At 66.1% G+C, this 15,496-nt stretch carries 17 protein-coding genes and 1 other RNA gene; all 18 read left to right on the top strand.

The genetic code is table 11. The features are described from left to right. Window positions 1-216 precede the first annotated feature (216 nt). The 18 genes from DXV50_RS07395 (at window position 217) to rpsI (ending at window position 15,476) form a co-directional block, all read left to right on the top strand. The gene (locus DXV50_RS07395) at window positions 217-1,071 is read left to right on the top strand and encodes a hypothetical protein (RefSeq protein ID WP_117205590.1); all 855 of its coding nucleotides are present in this window, start codon (window positions 217-219) and stop codon (window positions 1,069-1,071) included. Beyond that, window positions 1,068-1,820, top strand: a complete 753-nt coding sequence (locus DXV50_RS07390; protein ID WP_117205589.1) for a hypothetical protein — start codon at window positions 1,068-1,070, stop codon at window positions 1,818-1,820. The genes DXV50_RS07395 and DXV50_RS07390 overlap by 4 nt, the downstream gene beginning before the upstream one ends. After that, the gene (locus DXV50_RS07385) at window positions 1,807-2,547 is read left to right on the top strand and encodes a hypothetical protein (protein ID WP_117205588.1); all 741 of its coding nucleotides are present in this window, start codon (window positions 1,807-1,809) and stop codon (window positions 2,545-2,547) included. The genes DXV50_RS07390 and DXV50_RS07385 overlap by 14 nt, the downstream gene beginning before the upstream one ends. An 11-nt stretch (window positions 2,548-2,558) precedes the next feature. Continuing rightward, a complete protein-coding gene (locus DXV50_RS07380; protein WP_117205587.1) occupies window positions 2,559-3,239 on the top strand; it encodes an ATP-binding cassette domain-containing protein in 681 nt (226 codons plus the stop codon). A 3-nt stretch (window positions 3,240-3,242) separates the two neighbouring features. Beyond that, entirely contained in the window at window positions 3,243-4,127 is an 885-nt protein-coding gene (locus DXV50_RS07375; RefSeq protein ID WP_117205586.1) for a hypothetical protein, read from the top strand. A gap of 272 nt (window positions 4,128-4,399) precedes the next feature. Beyond that, entirely contained in the window at window positions 4,400-4,741 is a 342-nt protein-coding gene (locus tag DXV50_RS07370; protein ID WP_117205585.1) for a nucleotidyltransferase family protein, read from the top strand. Next, on the top strand, window positions 4,731-5,159 hold the full coding sequence (locus DXV50_RS07365) for a HepT-like ribonuclease domain-containing protein (RefSeq protein WP_117205584.1): 429 nt from the start codon (window positions 4,731-4,733) through the stop codon (window positions 5,157-5,159). Before DXV50_RS07370 ends, DXV50_RS07365 begins: the two co-directional genes overlap by 11 nt. Before the next feature lie 265 nt (window positions 5,160-5,424). Continuing rightward, window positions 5,425-6,108: a transaldolase family protein gene (locus DXV50_RS07360; RefSeq protein ID WP_117205583.1), complete on the top strand. Its 684-nt coding sequence runs from the start codon at window positions 5,425-5,427 to the stop codon at window positions 6,106-6,108. Window positions 6,109-6,309: 201 nt separating this feature from the next. Continuing rightward, window positions 6,310-7,296: a cell division ATP-binding protein FtsE gene (ftsE, locus tag DXV50_RS07355; protein WP_117205582.1), complete on the top strand. Its 987-nt coding sequence runs from the start codon at window positions 6,310-6,312 to the stop codon at window positions 7,294-7,296. Next, window positions 7,283-8,209 carry a permease-like cell division protein FtsX gene (gene ftsX / locus DXV50_RS07350; RefSeq protein ID WP_117205581.1) on the top strand — a complete coding sequence of 309 codons (927 nt, stop codon included), beginning with the start codon at window positions 7,283-7,285 and terminating at the stop codon, window positions 8,207-8,209. Before ftsE ends, ftsX begins: the two co-directional genes overlap by 14 nt. An 86-nt stretch (window positions 8,210-8,295) precedes the next feature. Further along, entirely contained in the window at window positions 8,296-10,359 is a 2,064-nt protein-coding gene (gene rnr / locus DXV50_RS07345; RefSeq protein WP_117205580.1) for a ribonuclease R, read from the top strand. A gap of 47 nt (window positions 10,360-10,406) precedes the next feature. Next, window positions 10,407-11,252, top strand: coding sequence for a hypothetical protein (locus DXV50_RS07340; RefSeq protein WP_117205579.1), 846 nt, complete (start codon window positions 10,407-10,409; stop codon window positions 11,250-11,252). A 2-nt stretch (window positions 11,253-11,254) separates the two neighbouring features. After that, on the top strand, window positions 11,255-11,728 hold the full coding sequence (smpB, locus tag DXV50_RS07335; RefSeq protein WP_117205578.1) for an SsrA-binding protein SmpB: 474 nt from the start codon (window positions 11,255-11,257) through the stop codon (window positions 11,726-11,728). A gap of 137 nt (window positions 11,729-11,865) precedes the next feature. After that, window positions 11,866-12,552, top strand: coding sequence for a YoaK family protein (locus tag DXV50_RS07330; protein ID WP_117205577.1), 687 nt, complete (start codon window positions 11,866-11,868; stop codon window positions 12,550-12,552). 501 nt (window positions 12,553-13,053) lie between these two features. After that, window positions 13,054-13,418: a transfer-messenger RNA gene (ssrA, locus tag DXV50_RS07325) on the top strand. A gap of 110 nt (window positions 13,419-13,528) precedes the next feature. Beyond that, a complete protein-coding gene (locus DXV50_RS07320) occupies window positions 13,529-14,446 on the top strand; it encodes a patatin-like phospholipase family protein (protein ID WP_117205576.1) in 918 nt (305 codons plus the stop codon). A gap of 188 nt (window positions 14,447-14,634) precedes the next feature. After that, window positions 14,635-15,075 carry a 50S ribosomal protein L13 gene (gene rplM, locus DXV50_RS07315; RefSeq protein WP_117205575.1) on the top strand — a complete coding sequence of 147 codons (441 nt, stop codon included), beginning with the start codon at window positions 14,635-14,637 and terminating at the stop codon, window positions 15,073-15,075. Between the two features lie 2 nt (window positions 15,076-15,077). Next, window positions 15,078-15,476, top strand: coding sequence for a 30S ribosomal protein S9 (gene rpsI / locus DXV50_RS07310; protein ID WP_117205574.1), 399 nt, complete (start codon window positions 15,078-15,080; stop codon window positions 15,474-15,476). The last annotated feature ends 20 nt before the right edge of the window (window positions 15,477-15,496 follow it).

Raw genomic sequence — 15,496 nt, 5'->3', positions numbered from 1 at the left:
CCGTGGGGCAGTGTTCATCGGTCGTTCTGGTTTCCCAGAGAAGGACGGGAGAGATGACCTATAACACGCAGTTCTCCGGATCCGTTTCTTTGTATGGCAAAGCAAATCACTCTGGCAACGCGACGCTTAGCGGTTCTTATTGCTTTAACGTGAGGTAGCTTCGTCGGGCTCCGCCGGGGAAGAATCCCCGGCGGAGCCGCAGAGGGGTGGTGCGTCATGAGGTTCTCCGGCACGCTTTGCTTCCAGCTCCGGCGGGCGTTTGGGTCCAAGACGCTGCCGTACGTGGCGCTGTTCTGCCTTGGCCTCATGTGCGTCTGCTTCTGCGAGACGTGCCTGCTGTTCTGGGGGCATGACGCGGCGGAGCTTCCCTTGGCCGCCGTCGCATGGGCCGGCAACACCACCGCCATGAGGACGCAGCCCTTCCTGTACTTCATTAACTACCTGATGCTTCCGCTTGCGGCCGCGATCTTTGGTGACAGCTTCTGCTCAGACGTCAAGAACGGCCTGGCGACAAACGCGGCAACCCGCTCCTCGCTGGTGGACTTTGTGCTCGCGGGCGCCATCTCGGCGTTTCTCGCCGCGTTCACGGTGATGCTGGCCACGCTCGTGGCCTCCCAGCTCCTTGCCTACCTGGCCTTTCCTGCTGTGGCAAGCCCCGATGCCTACTGTCTCCTCGGCTTTTGGACCGCGGGCGCCGATGGCCTGGACATGCTCTCCGAAGGGCTCTTTGGCAGCCTTCGCACGCAGAGCCGCCTGCTCTGCAATGTCCTCTACTGCGTCCAGGCGGCCCTGTGGTCAGGTGTGGGGGCTGCGGCGGCCTATGCCGTCTCGCTCCGCGCCGGCGGCAACAGGCTCGTCGCCATCGGCGTTCCCGCCTTGCTCTTTATCGTCGCGAACATGGTGCTGCCCCAGGCGCTCAACCCCTACGGCCTCATGACGAGCCTCCTTCTGGACTACGGCAACGTTGACTACTCGCCGGCTGCGTTCGTTCTTGAGCCCCTGGGCGTGCTGGCGCTATCCCTGGTGGCGGTTGCCCTTCTCGCCAGCTGCAGAAGGGACGTGCTGCTATGAGCGCCCGTGGCCTGTACCGCGCCGCGCCGCTGGTTGACCGCGGCTTCCTGCTGGCCCTCGCGGTGCTTGCCGTCTTGGGCGCGGCCGCGTTGGCCTCTCCCGTCGATGAGACCCTCCTCGACCCGGCCATCACCCTGCCCGCCGCCTACGAGCGCTTCTGTGGCCTTGGCCTTGCCACCTGCGTGTTCCTTCCGCTGTACGCCCTTGGCGTCAGCGGAGAGATGAGCCGTCTCGGTCACCCGGCGTCGCTCGTGCGCGGCCCTTCTCGGCAGGCAGCAACGCTCCGGTGCGCCGTCGCCTTGGTGGCCAGAGGTGTCGTCTTTGAGGCCGTCCAGCTCGCCTTTGGCCTGGCGGCGGCGTTTGTCAAAGCGGGTACGACGTTTGCTCCCCCTGACGTCGCCATCTTTGCCGCGCAGCAGCTGGTGCTGGGCACGCTCTGGTTTGCCGCTGCTGGCATGGCCATGCTTGCCGGTCGCCTTGTGTGGGGATGGGGCGTTCTTGCCATCGTGCCGGCGCTTCTCTACGCAGGCTACGAGGTGCTCCTCAGCCTGGCGCCCCTTCCGTTGGTGTCTGAGGAGTTCCAGATGGGATGGCTGCTCGTGCTCTCCGCAGATCCGGCAGACCCTCCGGCGTCGCTTCCCGGTGCTGCCCGCCTAGCCACGCTCGTCTTGATTCTCCTGCTGCTGTGCCTGCGCCTCTCGAGGCGGGCCGACTTTTTGGAGGGAGGCGCGGAAGATGTCGGCACTTGACGTCAGGCGAGAAACGCTCGGCGCCCTGGCTGCCGCTATTGCCGCAAAGGCGCTGGTCGTCTGGTGGCTGGCCCAGTCTGGTGCGGATTTTGCCCTCGGCCAGTACGTTGCCGGCGCGGCGTTTGTCTCGCAGCTCGAGGGCCGTCCCGACGCCATGCTCATGTTGGCCTGCCTGCTTCCCCAGGCCATCTTCGTGTTTTTGGCCTGCGACTTTGTGCCTGCGGGGCTTACGACCCAGGCGTCGTGCGCAATGCCGCGCCTGGGCACGCGGACGGCTTGGACAGCCAGAAGGACGCTCACGCTGGCGGCGCTCTGCCTGGACTACGTGCTTGCGGGCAACGCTGCGGCTGCGCTGGTCCTCGCGCTGACCGATGCCGGCGGGCTTCCCGCGGGAGCACTCTCGACCTTTGCCGCGTCCCTGCCGCTGGAGCTTCTGGCCTCGCTGATCCTGACCCTGCTCGCAAACCTTGCGGCCCTTTGGATCGACGCCGTGGTATCCGCGGCCCTTGTGCTGGGCGTTCACGCTGCGGCGCTGATGGGGCTTGCCTACGCGCCGCTTGCGGCTGCCGTGCCGGTGGTGCCGTGGCTGCCGTCCGCGCGAGCGGTGCTTGCCTGGCATGACGCCGCCGGAATGGACGTCGCCGGGTCCTGCGCACTTCTCGCCGTGCTTGGCCTTCTGGCCGCACTCGCATTGGCGCGTTCCGTCGCGCGCTGCGACATCCTCTGATTGGAGACGCCATGACCGTTACCGTGAACGGTGCCGCAAATACCGGTGCCTCAAATGACCTCATCGCCATCAGCCATGCAACCAAGGTCGTCAAGGGTCGAACCGTCCTGGATGACGTGAGCCTGGAGCTGCCCCGTGGCGGCATCTACGGCTTCGCTGGCGTCAACGGCTCTGGCAAGACCATGCTCTTCCGTGCCGTGGGCGGCCTCATTCATCTGACCTCTGGCAGCGTCAGCGTCTTTGGCCAGGTCATTGGCCGTGACGCGGACTTTCCCTCGGACATGGGCATAGTCCTTGGCCCCTCCGGCTTCATTGACGAGAAGACCGGCCGCAAGAACCTCCTCGCGCTGGCGTCCATCCGCGGCGTCATCGGCCCGGCGGAGGTGGACGCCGCCCTGCGTCGCGTGGGCCTTGACCCCGACGACGCCAGGCCCTTCTCGGCGTATAGCCTGGGAATGCGGCAGCGGCTCTCCATCGCGCAGGCCGTCATGGAGCGGCCGCAGCTGTTGGTGCTCAACGAGCCCACCAACGCGCTTGACGTGGACGGCATTGCGATGGTGGTCGGGCTTCTTGCCGAGGAGCGTGAGCGCGGCGCGACCATACTGGTGGCGAGCCACAACGAGCCGACCCTGGAGGCGCTCTGCGACCGTCGCTACAACATGGCGGACGGCCGCGTGACGGGGGAGGGCTGACGCATGAGGGCGCGCGACTTTAGGCTTGCGCCCATGGGACCCAGGCGCTTTGCCGCCATCCTTGGCGCCATGCTGGCGGTCTGCGTCGTTGTCGCCGTGGGCATGCGGCTCAGCCTGACGGACGTCAACGCGGGTGAGCCTGCGCTGGATGACATCGACTACCGCGTGAGTCCGGGGTCCGAGGGCATGATCGGCCTCTACACCAGCGGCGACGTCATGGCCCAGCTCGACGCCGAGGGCCTGACCCTTGACGACATCACGCTCGAGGAGGCCCGGCAGCGCTACGTTATGGCCTTCGACAACGTGGAGCAGATCGCGCCCGTCATTGCGGTAGGTACCTTCACGGGGGAGCGCTCTTACGTCTACCACGCCTTTCGCGAGCGGGTGATCATCACTTCCGTAATCAAGGGAGAAGGGCTTGCCGCCGGTGACGTCATTGACGTCATGGAGGGCTACCTCGTCAAGGAGGACGGCCTCGCCTCCACGGGCGACAACGCCCAGTTTGGGGCTGACCGCATCATCGCGGAATCCGAGGGCGGTTCTGGCGCGGGTCTGGCTCCCATGCGCGAAGGCCAGGAGTACCTGCTCTTTCTTGAGCCCAAGCGCTACCCGGCGGGTTGGGAGGCCGCGGTTCCCCGAGCAACATACTGCCTGGTGAGCCACCCCTATGCCCGCATTGCCACTGACACGGGCGGCGCGACGGACCGGATTACCGTCGTCAACATGGACGAGCTTCCCACGGAGCAGGTCGGCCAGGCCACGGTGCTCCGCATGCCCCGCCTGCCCCTGCGCGATGCCGTGGAGAAGGACGTCTACGTCCAGACCGAGCGCGCAAAGCTCGTCTACCTCCTGACTGCCCAAGGCATCCTCGACCGCGTGCTTCGTTAGGGCCAGCCGCGTCCGCCGCTTCTGCCACGGATTCCGGGCTTTGGCACGCGTTTCTCGCCAACGGGGCCTTTGGCGCCACGAATACCGGGGTATGGCACGGATTTTCTGCCAAGACGTCGAATCCGTGGCGCTTTGCAGGCGAGAAGCCCTTCTCGCCTGCCAAACCCCGCAATCCGTGGCGCGAGGATAACGTCAGCCGGCGCCTGGTCTATGTCGCTGCTCGTTGGGATACACTCCATGTAAGGGAAGCCACGAAGCCGGGGAGGAGTGCGATGAAGTACCGCGTCGAAGACTGTCCCGCTGCGGCTTGCGAGCCCGTTGCAGACGCAAAGTCCGCTGCGGCGGTGCTACACGCCGCATGCTTAAGCTGCCCTTCGGTCAGAAGCGCCGCACTCTTTGGCTCGTTCGCCCGTGGCGAGCAGACGCCCTCGTCCGACGTTGACGTCCTGGTTCTGTTTGATCCGGAGACAAGCTCGAGCACTCGCTACGCGCTCGGAGAGAGCCTGGCCTCGGGAATGGGCCGTGATGTGGACTGCCTGACGTCGCTTGCGGGAGCTTCCAGGCGATTCGTCGACTCGGTAAAGGCCGACGGAAGGCTCGTCTATGCTCGCTAGAGACGTCGAGGTCTTCGTCGAGATGATCCAGTGCTGCGACGATGTCGCGGGCAAGATCGAGCGCTTCTCGCTTGATGGAAGTAGCTGGCCGCTCGACCGCTATGCGAGGGATTCCGTCCTTCTTTCTCTGAGCCGTATCGGAGAGCTTGTATCTCACGTTGAAGGGCCTGAGTCGCTGGAGGCCTTTCCGGGCATTCCGTGGCGCCTGGTCAAGGGGATGCGCAACTTCATAGTTCACGACTACAAGAACATTGACCTCGACATGGCTTGGGTTTCAGCCACGATTGACGTTCCAGCGCTTAGGGTCAGTCTCCTCTCCAGTGAGACGGTGCGTGCTCAGTATGAGATGGAGAAGGACTATGTCGCGGAGGACCTTGAACAAGTAATGGCCGAGCTTGAATCGATGCCCGAGGAGTAGCGTCGGCCTAACGGTACGCCAGAGCCGAGAAATGCGGCCGCTGGCACAAAGGCCCCTGCCATCGCCCGCATTTCTCGGCTCAAAGGTCCCTCAAGGCCCGACCGCCCTGCCAACCCCCGCAATCCGCGGCTCCTCGCCAGTCGAGAAGCGCCTCCGCCCGCGGCACCCTGCCGCCCCATAGGGTGTATCCTCTACACGTCTGGCTGTGGAACCGATTCCACGCGGCCAATGCACGCACAAGCACGCAAAACAGAAGGGGGATTGCATGAAGTTCTTCATCGATACCGCTGACCTCGACGAGATTCGCGAGGCGCTCTCCTGGGGCTGCCTTGCCGGCGTCACCACCAACCCGAGCCTGTACGCCCGCACCGGCGGCAAGCTCGCCGACTTCGAGGACCACATGGTCAAGATCGCCAAGATGTGCGGCGACCTGCCCGTCTCCGCGGAGTCCCAGGCCAAGACCACCGAGGGCATGATCGAGGAGGGCCGCCACCTGGCCTCCCTGGCCCCCAACATCGTGGTCAAGCTCCCCATCTGCGCCGAGTCGCTGGCCGCCACCCACACGCTGGCCGCCGAGGGCGTCCGCATCAACATGACGCTGATCTTCTCGGCCCCGCAGGCGCTTCTGGCCGCCAACGCCGGCGCCCGCTACGTCAGCCCCTTCGTCGGCCGCTTTGACGACATCGGCGAGGACGGCATCTCCGAGCTGGCCAACGTCGTCACCTGCATCCAGAACTACGACTGGACGGGCAAGAACGTCGACGACGAGGTCGAGATCATCACCGCCTCCGTCCGCACGCCCAACCACGTGACCCAGGCCGCCCTCATGGGCGCCGACATTGCCACCGTGCCCTTCGGCGCCCTCAAGAAGTGCCTCAAGCACCCCCTGACCGACCAGGGCATGGCCTCCTTCGACGCCGACTGGGCCAAGGTCGTCGCCGCCCAGTAATCCGCAAAAGTTGACAAAGGGACAGTCCCTTTGTCAACTTCCAGGCCAAACGCGCTTCTCGCCGCACCCGGGACCTTCTTGCCTTTATGGCGAGAAGGTCCCTTCTGTGTGGCGGCCCTGTGTGTGCCGCAGGCTCGCTACGTGGCCTTTGGTAGAATTGCGAACGTATTGCCCAATCCGATATTCGGAAAAGGAGCTCCTGTGGCCAACCACTTTCGCACCACTGAGCGACAGGGGTCGGACGACACGGGCCGTGTGCTCAACGTCGTGCCGGATGCCAATCCGCAGGTAAGCGCGGCAGATGACGCCTTTGCCCCCACGCCCGTCTCAACCGGTCAGTTTGACGTGATCGGCGCCGACGAGCCCGAGGCCGTGCACGTCGTCACCGCCAGCGAGCCCGCGGACCCCACCGACCAGCCCGGATTTACCAGCGTCTTCGCGCCCCTGGCAAGCGATGACTCCCCGGCTGTCTCTCGCACCGGCGTCCCGACCATCTCGTTCAAAAACGTATCACTCGTCTACCCGGCCCAGCCCAACAAGCCCGCTCTCGACGGCGTCAGCCTCGACATCTACCCCGGTGAGTTCGTCTTTGTCGTCGGCCACTCCGGCTCCGGCAAGTCCTCCCTGCTGCGCCTCATCACGCGCGAGCAGCGCGCCACCGGCGGCCAGATCATCGTGGCCGGCCAGGACCTGGGCAAGATGAAGAACAAGAAGGTCCCGTATCTGCGCCGCCAGATCGGCACCGTCTACCAGGACTTCAAGCTCCTGCCCGACAAGACGGTCTACGAGAACGTGGCCTTTGCCCTGGAGTGCATCGGCAAGCCGCGCTCCGTCGTGAAGGCGCAGGTCCCCGAGGTGCTGCGCCTCGTCGGCCTGGGCGAGAAGATGGACAACTTCCCCGACCAGCTCTCCGGCGGAGAGCAGCAGCGCGTCTCCGTGGCCCGCGCCATGGTCAACCGCCCGCCGCTGCTCGTCTGCGACGAGCCCACCGGCAACCTCGACCCGGCCATCTCGCTGGGCATCATGAAGCTGCTCGACCGCATCAACCGCGCTGGCACCACCGTCGTCATGGCCACCCACGACCGCGAGATGGTCGACTCCATGCGCAAGCGCGTCATCGCCCTGGAGGCCGGCCACGTGGTCCGCGACCAGGAGAAGGGAGGCTACGGCTACTATGGCGCCCTCTAACATCGGCTACTCCCTGAGGGAGTGCGGCCACCACTTCCGCCGCAACTGGACCACGGTCCTCGGCGCGGTGGTCACCATCTTCCTCTCACTCTTCATCATCGGCCTCTTCGTCCTGGGCTCCGTCATGATCAACAACATGGTGGGCAGCGTCGAGGACACCGTCACCATCCAGGCCTTCCTCGCCGACGATGCGGACCAGTCGGCCGTCACCGCCTTCCAGACCAAGGTCCAGGGCTGGGACAACGTCGAGTCCGTCACCTACAAGGACAAGGACCAGGCGCTCGAGGAGTACCGCACGTCCATGTCCAACCGCAACGCGGCTGACGCCGTCGCCGCCCTTGACGGCGAGAACCCCCTGCCGGCCTCCCTGGTCATCAAGCTGACCGACCCGCAGCAGGTGGAGGACGCCGCCCAGAAAATCATCGCCGACTCCGACTTCAAGTCCATCTGCGATGACGCCGACAACCCCGCCGGCGACGTCAACTACGGCCGCCAGACCGTCGAGCGCCTGTTCAGCGTAGCCAACTACATCCGCATCGCGGCCGTGGTCCTGGTGGCGCTGCTGACCTTCGTGGCCTTCGTGTTCATCAACAACACCATCCGCCTGGCCATCACCGCCCGCAGGCGCGAGATTGCCATCATGAGGCTCGTCGGAGCGTCCAACGGCTTCATCCGCGGGCCCTTCCTCATGGAGGGCACGCTGGAGGCGCTTATCGCCGCGCTCCTGGCCATTGCCGCGCTGGCCGCCGGCAGCAACGCCCTTCTGGGCAAGCTCTCCGACACGCTGAGCTTCCTCTCGTTTGACATCGCCCAGTCAACGGTCTTTGCCACCTATGGCCTGCTTTTGGCCATCGGCGTCGTCATCGGCCTGTTTGGCTCCGCCATGGCAATGAGGCGTTACCTCAAGGTCTAAGCCGGGTATCATCAAGCTAGTTCGGGGGCGGCGCGAGCCATTCGCGTCGCCCCCTTCTTGTAGGACGCAACGTTGGGGAGAAGAGCATGGCGCGCAAGAGGCCGCATCACGGAAGCACCAGGCGGGGCCGCGCGCAGGGGCCTCGCAGGCCGCGCAAGGTCCTGACCGGCATCCTGCGCGTGCTGCGCCCCGGCGTGGCCGTGGTGGAGACGTCCGAGGGCACCTTCGACGTGGCTCGCCAGGGCCTGCGCGAGGCCATGAGCGGCGACGAGGTCCAGGTGTTCCTGGCCGACGGCAGGGGTGGCCGAAAGGCCATCGTCCACTCCGTGCTGCAGCGGGCCACGCAGACCTTCATCGGCCGCTTTGGGCAGGCTGGGCCCCTGGGTGCCGTCGTGCCGCTGGACACCCGCATGGGGCACGACTTCTTCGTGGTGCCCGAGGACCCCAGCCCGCGCTGGCTGGGCGTGGCCGAGGGCGACGTCGTGGTGGCCCGCATCACGGAGTACCCCACGCGCTACACGGCCGCCACGGTGACGCTCGACCGCCGCGTGGGTTCCGCCGACGAGCTGGACATGAACATAGAGTCCGTCATTGCCTCCCATGGCCTGGCCACGGACTTCTCGCCGTCGACGCTTGCGGAGGCCGAGGACGTGGTGCCCGCGGTGGGGGAGGCCCTGGCGGCCGAGCCGCGCCGCCGCGACCTGCGCGACGTGCTCTGCGTGACCATTGACCCCGCCGACGCGCGCGACTTTGATGACGCGGTTGGCGCCCGCCGCCTGCCCGACGGTGGCTTTGAGCTGGACGTCCACATTGCCGACGTCACGCACTACCTGTCGTGGGGCAGCTCCATGGACCTGGACGCCCGGGCGCGCACCTGCTCGGTCTACCTGGTGGACCGCGTGATTCCCATGCTGCCGGAGCGCCTCTGCAACGACGTCTGCTCGTTGCGCCCGCAGGAGGACCGCCTGGCCATGACCGTTCGCATGCGCCTTGACGCCCGCGGCCGCGTGACCGGCTACGACGCCATGGCCTCGGCCATCCGCTCCAACGCGCGCCTGTGCTACGACGAGGTGGACGCCCTTCTGAGCGGACGCTCCAGCGCCGCCGACCTGCCCGCAGACCCAGCCGAGAAGGACCAGCTGGCAGAGATGCTGCGCGTCCTGGACCAGGTCCGCGAGCTGCGCGAGCGCGTGCGCGCCGAGCGCGGCGCCATCGACTTCGAGACGCGCGAGGCCAAGGTGGCCCTGGACGCCGACGGCCACCCCACCGGCGTCACCGTGCGCCAGCGCAGCCGCGCGACGGGCCTGGTTGAGGAGGCCATGCTTCTTGCCAACGAGTGCGTGGCCAAGATCCTGGCCGACGCCGAGGTGCCCGCCGCCTTCCGCGTGCACGAGCGACCCTCCGCCGAGGACCTGCGCCGCACCATCCTGCCCCTGGACGAGATGGGCCTCCTTGAGGAGGGCGACGCCGCGGCGCTTCTTGCCGGGGACCCGTTTGCCATCAGCCGCGTTCTGGAGCGCTCCCGCGGGACCGGCGGAGAGTACCTGGCCAGCGCCCTCCTGCTGCGCGCCCAGCGCCGCGCCACCTACCTGCCGCACAACGAGGGCCACTACGCCCTGGGGGCGTCCGCCTACTGCCACTTCACGTCTCCCATCAGGCGCTATCCCGACGACGTGGTGCACCGGGCGCTCAAGGCGCACCTGGCCGGCAAGGACGGCGGCCGCGAGCAGCGGGCCGTCGAGCGCGTGCTCCCGCAGCTCTGCGAGGCCTGCTCTTCCATGGAGCGCACCGCCGACGCCGCCGCCCGGGACTCGCAGAAGGTCAAGATGGCCGAGCTCTACGAGGGTCGCGTCGGCCAGGTGGAGAGGGGTGTGGTCTCCGGCTGCGAGCGCTTTGGCGCCTTTGTGAGCCTTGACGAGACCTGCGCGGAGGGGCTTCTCCCCGTGCGGGCCCTGGGCCACGAGTGGTACTCCTACGACGAGGACCGCATGGCCCTGGTGGGGGAGTCTACGGGTACCGTCTGGCGCCTGGGCCAGCGCGTAGAGGTGGAGGTCGTCGGCGTGGACGTGGCCCGTGGGCAGATAGACTTCCGCCTGCCGGAGCGCCCCGGGCGCCAGGCCGGCGGGCGCCGTCGGCCGTCGCTGCTATAGAATCGATGCGTAAAACCAGCGCGCAAGCGCCAAAACTTGGAGGATTGATGACTGACCAGACCGGCCTCACCGAGCAGCTCGAGCGCTGCGAGGGCCTCATGCTGCAGGGTCAAGACGAGCAGGCCGCGGAGCTTCTCGCCCACCTTGCCGAGGACGCCGAGGAGTACGTGGACAAGAACTGCCCCACCACCGACGAGCTGCAGTGGTTCAGCTTCCCCACGCTCTTCGAGCGCCTGGCGTACCGTCGCGTCGAGAAGGACCCGCGCGAGCTGCGCTCCGTGGGCGAGCCGCTCGACCGCCTCTACAACGACCTGGCCCTGGCCAACGTCCACGTGGGCGACTACGACGCCGCGGCCGCGGCGCTCAAGGGCGCCATCCGCTGGAACCCCATGGACTGCGGCAGCCGCCTCAACCTGGCCGACCTCTACCGCGTCGATGGCGACATGCAGGAGTTCCTGGCCCTCTCGTTCAGCGTCTTCGAGCGTGCGAGCGAGGCGCGCCACCTGGCCCGCGCCTTCGTGAACTTTGCCAGCTGGTTCGAGGTCAGCGAGAAGCCCCAGACGGCCGCCGCGGCCCTGCGCGCGGCGCGCAACTTCGGCGTGCGGGACGGTGCCCTCGAGGCGGCACTTGACCAGGCCGCCGGCACCGACCGCGACCCCGACCTGGTCGACGACGCCCAGATGCGCGAGCTTCTTTCCGCCGAGGGGCTGCCCGACGGCGCCAACGCCGACATTGCCGTCTGCCTGCTCATGTGCGCAGGTGACGCCGCCCGCGATGGGGACCGCAACACCGCTGCCGCCCTCACCCTGCGTGCCCGCGACCTGGTGGGCGAGCCTGCCTGCAAGGCGCTGCTGGAGCTCATCAACTCCACCGACGAGGACGGCGAGGAGTAGCCATGGCCTTCCAGAAGCGAGAGAAGAAGACCATTGCCCGCAACAAGGCCGCTCGCCACGAGTACTTTGTGGACGAGACCTTCGAGGCGGGCCTGGCGCTCACGGGCACCGAGGTCAAGAGCCTGCGCGAGCGTGCCTGCCAGATCACCGACGCGTTCTGCCTCATCCGCGGGCAGGAGGCATGGCTGCACGGCGTGCACATCCACCCGTACTCAAACGGCGGCGTGTGGAACGTTGACCCGGACCGCAAGCGCAAGCTGCTGCTGCACCGCAACCAGATTGACTACCTGGACGGAAAGCTCCGCCAGAAGGGCATGGCCCTGGTGCCGCTGGAGCTCTACTTTGACGAGCACGGCCGCGTCAAGCTCGCCATCGGCCTGTGCCGCGGCAAGAAGCTCTACGACAAGCGAGCCGACATGGCCCGCCGCGACTCCGACCGAGAGATTGCCCGCGCCCTCAAGGAGATGAACCGCTAGAAGCGCTGTCCGAGCCCCGGGTGGCGCTTTTCTGGCGCTGCGGTTGTTTCCATTGCGCAACCCGCGTCAAAGCCTGGCGGCGACGTGGCTACAATGGCGCGCGGTAGGTCGCAGAGTCGAAAGGTGGAGAACGTTACATGAGGCACGCAAGCCAGGAGTCCGAGTCCATCGAGCTGGCGGTTCTTCTCGCGCTGTCGGGCGGCCTCATGGATTGCTACTCCTACCTGGTGCGCGACCACGTCTTTGCCAACGCGCAGACCGGCAACATGCTGCTCTTTGGCGTGAACCTCGCCAGCGGCGACTGGGCCCAGTGCGTGCACTATGCCGTGCCGGTGGTCTGCTTTGCCCTGGGCATTGCCCTGTGCCACGGCATCAAGCTGGTGGCTCGCGAGGAGCACCTGCACTGGAGGCAGCTTGCCCTGGCCATCGAGATCCTTGTGCTGGTGGGCGTCTCGTTTGTGCCCGAGGGCCACAGCCTGAGGGCAAACGGGCTCACCTCCTTTGCCTGCGGCATCCAGGTGCAGGCGTTCCGCAAGTTCCACGGGCGCGCGTTGGCTACCACCATGTGCATCGGCAACCTGAGGAGTGGCACGCAGTCCATGGTGAGCTTTGCCCACTCGCGCGACGAGGAGCAGCTGCGTGGCGGCTTGCTCAGCTACTTTGTCATCGTCTGCTTCGTGCTGGGCGCCGTGCTGGGCAACTGGTGCATTCCCCTGCTGGGCACCAGGATGATCCTGGTGGGCGTGGGGCTGCTCACCGTCTGCTTCTTTGTGATGTTCATCGACCGTGAGCGGCGTCATGCCGAGGTCGCGGCGGCCGAATAGCCCTGCGTCGTGATCCGGCTGCCGCCCTGTCGCTAACTTTCATGGGGTGCCATGGCTCGCGGGGCCGCACGAGGCAAAATCCTGCGCAGAACGTGCCTTCGTGTGAGTGATTCGGATGGGCCTGTGCAAAAGTGACCTTCGTGTGAGCACTACCCGAGGTCGAGGGCCGCGACCCTCGATGTTCTATGCAATATCAACTATTAAACGACACTTCAACCAGCGGATTCTCGCAATGGGTATACATTGATAAATTTATATCCTTAGAAAAGGCCGAAATCGGGCTCGCACGAAGGCCGCTTCTGCACAGCGCTTGGCAAATCACTCACACGAAGGCGTGTTCTGCGCATTGCCGGACCGTCCGATGGCCTCCGGGAGCCGCGGCCTCCGGCTCCCGCGCGTTGCGTCCGGGGCAAAAGTGGGTAGAATAACAGTCCGTCGCACCCCAGGGTGCGGCACGCAACTTGACAGCCGCATGGTGGCAGCGCCCCAACTCCATCTCGTGGGGGTGACTGGTTTCGACAAGGTGGGTCTGAGATGGGCAGCAGGCCGTGGTCTCCTCGCCACGCTAAACAGGGGTACCGTCAAATTGAATTGACGACAACAACTCTTTTGAGCCTCTGGCTCTCGCTGCTTAATTAAATAGCGGCGCGTCAAACTGGGGATTGCTCCCGTTCCCAGGGCGACGTCATTTAGGGAGATGCTCGCGCGGACGTGGCTGGTATGCCGTGCGATAAGACTGAACCGGCTGGGTTGCCAAGCGCGGGTTACCGGGTGCGCGGCAGCTGAGACCTAACCGGCAACTGAGCCTGGAGACACCTGTCAGGGACTTGCTTTGGACCGGAGTTCGATTCTCCGCACCTCCACCATGTACGCTCCGCGGCCGGACGCCTCGCGCGCCCGGCCGCTTTTTGTTCGCCGCCCGTCGCGTGATGGGTATAACCTCGCAGAAGAACCCAAAAAGACCCAGGAGGGACGCATGCCTGACACCAATCAGAGCTCTCAGACCACGGCACCCGCACTCGTCCTGGAGGGCGGCGGCTTCCGCGGCATGTTCACCGCTGGCGTCCTCGACGTCCTCATGGAGCGCGGCCTCACCGACTTCCAAAGCGTCTGGGGCACCTCCGCCGGCGCCATGAACGCCGTGAGCTTCAAGAGCGGGCAGATCGGCCGCACCATGCGCGTCATGCTTGCCTTCCGCGACGACAAGCGCTTCATGAGCTTCCTCTCCTTCGCCAAGACCGGAGACATGACCGGCGGCGAGTTTGTCTACGACCACGTGCAGAACGAGCTTGACCCCTGTGACAACCGGGCCTTTGAGGAGAACCCCTTGCCCATGTGGGCCGTGGCCTCCGACGTCACCTTCGGCACGGCCGGCTACCTGCCCGTTTGCCACTTGCCCGAGGATGCGCAGAAGGTCCGCGCCTCGGCCTCTCTGCCCGGCGTCTCAAACATCGTGGACATCGACGGCCACCGCTACCTGGATGGCGGCACCACGGACGCCATCCCCTTTGGCGTGGCCCTGGGCCTTCCAGGCTCGCGCGCCGTCGAGGGGCACGTCCCCGCGAGCCGCGCCCTCGTGGTGGTCACCCAGGACCGCGACTTCGTCAAGCACGGCACCACGGAGCAGATGGTCCTGCGCTCCCACCGCTACGACAGCTTCCCGTACTACATCGACGCCCTGCGCAGCCGCGCGGAGCGCTACAACGCCTGCCGCCAGCAGCTCTGGGAGCTCGAGGCCTCGGGGCGCTGCCTGGTCATAGCTCCCGAGAAGCCCGTCACCGTGGGCGTCATGGAGCATGAGGGCGCGCCGCTGCTCGACCTCTACCTGCAGGGCCGCCGCCAGGCGGAGGCTCGTCTGGCCGAGATCGACGCTTTCCTCCACCCCGAGGAGTAGGGCCGTCCCGCGCCCTTCTCGCCGGCTACGTGTCTGCTTTGTGAAGGCAAATTCATGGGGCTAAAACTGCTGGTATGTCGTATAATCAACAAGCTTTTGCACACAGAGCCCCGTAATCTCTGAACAGAAAGCATCCTGGCGGTTCGTCCAGGAACTGCCAGAACACGTAGTTATGTAGGAGGAGTCAAGTGAAGAAGTCGACTCGTTACGCCAAGGCCGGCGAGGTCGAGCGCAACTGGGTGCTCATCGACGCTGAGGGCGCTACCCTCGGCCGTCTTGCCACCAAGGCTGCCATGATCCTTCGTGGCAAGAACAAGCCGCAGTACACCCCCAACGCTGACACCGGTGACTTCGTGGTCATCGTCAACGCTGACAAGGTTGTCCTGACCGGCAACAAGGCTGACCAGAAGCGCTACTGGCGTTACTCCGGCTACCTCGGTGGCCTGAAGTTCGAGAGCTTCCGCGAGGCTATGGCCAAGCACCCCGAGCGCGTCATCGAGCACGCCGTCAAGGGCATGCTTCCCAAGACCACCCTCGGCCGCGCCCAGGGCATGAAGCTCAAGGTCTACGCTGGCCCCGAGCACCCGCACGCCGCCCAGAACCCCACGCAGATTGATTGGAGGGCCTAACGATGGCTGAGAACACCACCGCTGTCTACTGGGGCACTGGCCGCCGCAAGGAGGCTGTCGCCCGCGTCCGCCTCGTCCCCGGCACCGGCAAGTTCATCGTCAACGGCCGCGACGCCCTCAACTACTTTGGTCGTCAGCAGCTCGTGGACAACGCCCTTGCCCCGCTCCGCCTGACCGAGACCGCTGATCGCTTTGACGTCCTCGCCAACTGCGACGGCGGCGGCATCAACGGCCAGTCCGGCGCCTGCCGCCTGGGCATCTCCCGCGCCCTCCTCGAGGCTGGCGAGTACCGCGCCGACCTCAAGAAGGCTGGCTTCCTTACCCGCGACGCCCGTGCGGTCGAGCGTAAGAAGTACGGCCTCAAGAAGGCTCGTAAGCGTCCGCAGTTCTCCAAGCGCTAGGCCTTCGAGGCACTACTTGG

Origin of the sequence: Paratractidigestivibacter faecalis (assembly GCF_003416765.1) — a bacterium.
Classification (GTDB): Bacteria; Actinomycetota; Coriobacteriia; order Coriobacteriales; family Atopobiaceae; genus Paratractidigestivibacter; species Paratractidigestivibacter faecalis.
This window is presented reverse-complemented; position numbering and strand designations above follow the sequence as displayed.

Excerpts from the sequence above, each read along its gene's own strand:
- DXV50_RS07390 (WP_117205589.1), top strand. The coding sequence starts at position 1,068 with ATGAGCGCCCGTGGCCTGTACCGCGCCGCGCCGCTGGTTGACCGCGGC.
- DXV50_RS07360 (WP_117205583.1), top strand. The coding sequence starts at position 5,425 with ATGAAGTTCTTCATCGATACCGCTGACCTCGACGAGATTCGCGAGGCG.
- DXV50_RS07370 (WP_117205585.1), top strand. The coding sequence starts at position 4,400 with ATGAAGTACCGCGTCGAAGACTGTCCCGCTGCGGCTTGCGAGCCCGTT.
- DXV50_RS07395 (WP_117205590.1), top strand. The coding sequence starts at position 217 with ATGAGGTTCTCCGGCACGCTTTGCTTCCAGCTCCGGCGGGCGTTTGGG.
- rpsI (WP_117205574.1), top strand. The coding sequence starts at position 15,078 with ATGGCTGAGAACACCACCGCTGTCTACTGGGGCACTGGCCGCCGCAAG.
- DXV50_RS07380 (WP_117205587.1), top strand. The coding sequence starts at position 2,559 with ATGACCGTTACCGTGAACGGTGCCGCAAATACCGGTGCCTCAAATGAC.
- rnr (WP_117205580.1), top strand. The coding sequence starts at position 8,296 with ATGGCGCGCAAGAGGCCGCATCACGGAAGCACCAGGCGGGGCCGCGCG.
- DXV50_RS07320 (WP_117205576.1), top strand. The coding sequence starts at position 13,529 with ATGCCTGACACCAATCAGAGCTCTCAGACCACGGCACCCGCACTCGTC.
- ftsX (WP_117205581.1), top strand. The coding sequence starts at position 7,283 with ATGGCGCCCTCTAACATCGGCTACTCCCTGAGGGAGTGCGGCCACCAC.
- DXV50_RS07365 (WP_117205584.1), top strand. The coding sequence starts at position 4,731 with ATGCTCGCTAGAGACGTCGAGGTCTTCGTCGAGATGATCCAGTGCTGC.
- DXV50_RS07385 (WP_117205588.1), top strand. The coding sequence starts at position 1,807 with ATGTCGGCACTTGACGTCAGGCGAGAAACGCTCGGCGCCCTGGCTGCC.
- DXV50_RS07330 (WP_117205577.1), top strand. The coding sequence starts at position 11,866 with ATGAGGCACGCAAGCCAGGAGTCCGAGTCCATCGAGCTGGCGGTTCTT.
- DXV50_RS07340 (WP_117205579.1), top strand. The coding sequence starts at position 10,407 with ATGACTGACCAGACCGGCCTCACCGAGCAGCTCGAGCGCTGCGAGGGC.
- DXV50_RS07375 (WP_117205586.1), top strand. The coding sequence starts at position 3,243 with ATGAGGGCGCGCGACTTTAGGCTTGCGCCCATGGGACCCAGGCGCTTT.
- smpB (WP_117205578.1), top strand. The coding sequence starts at position 11,255 with ATGGCCTTCCAGAAGCGAGAGAAGAAGACCATTGCCCGCAACAAGGCC.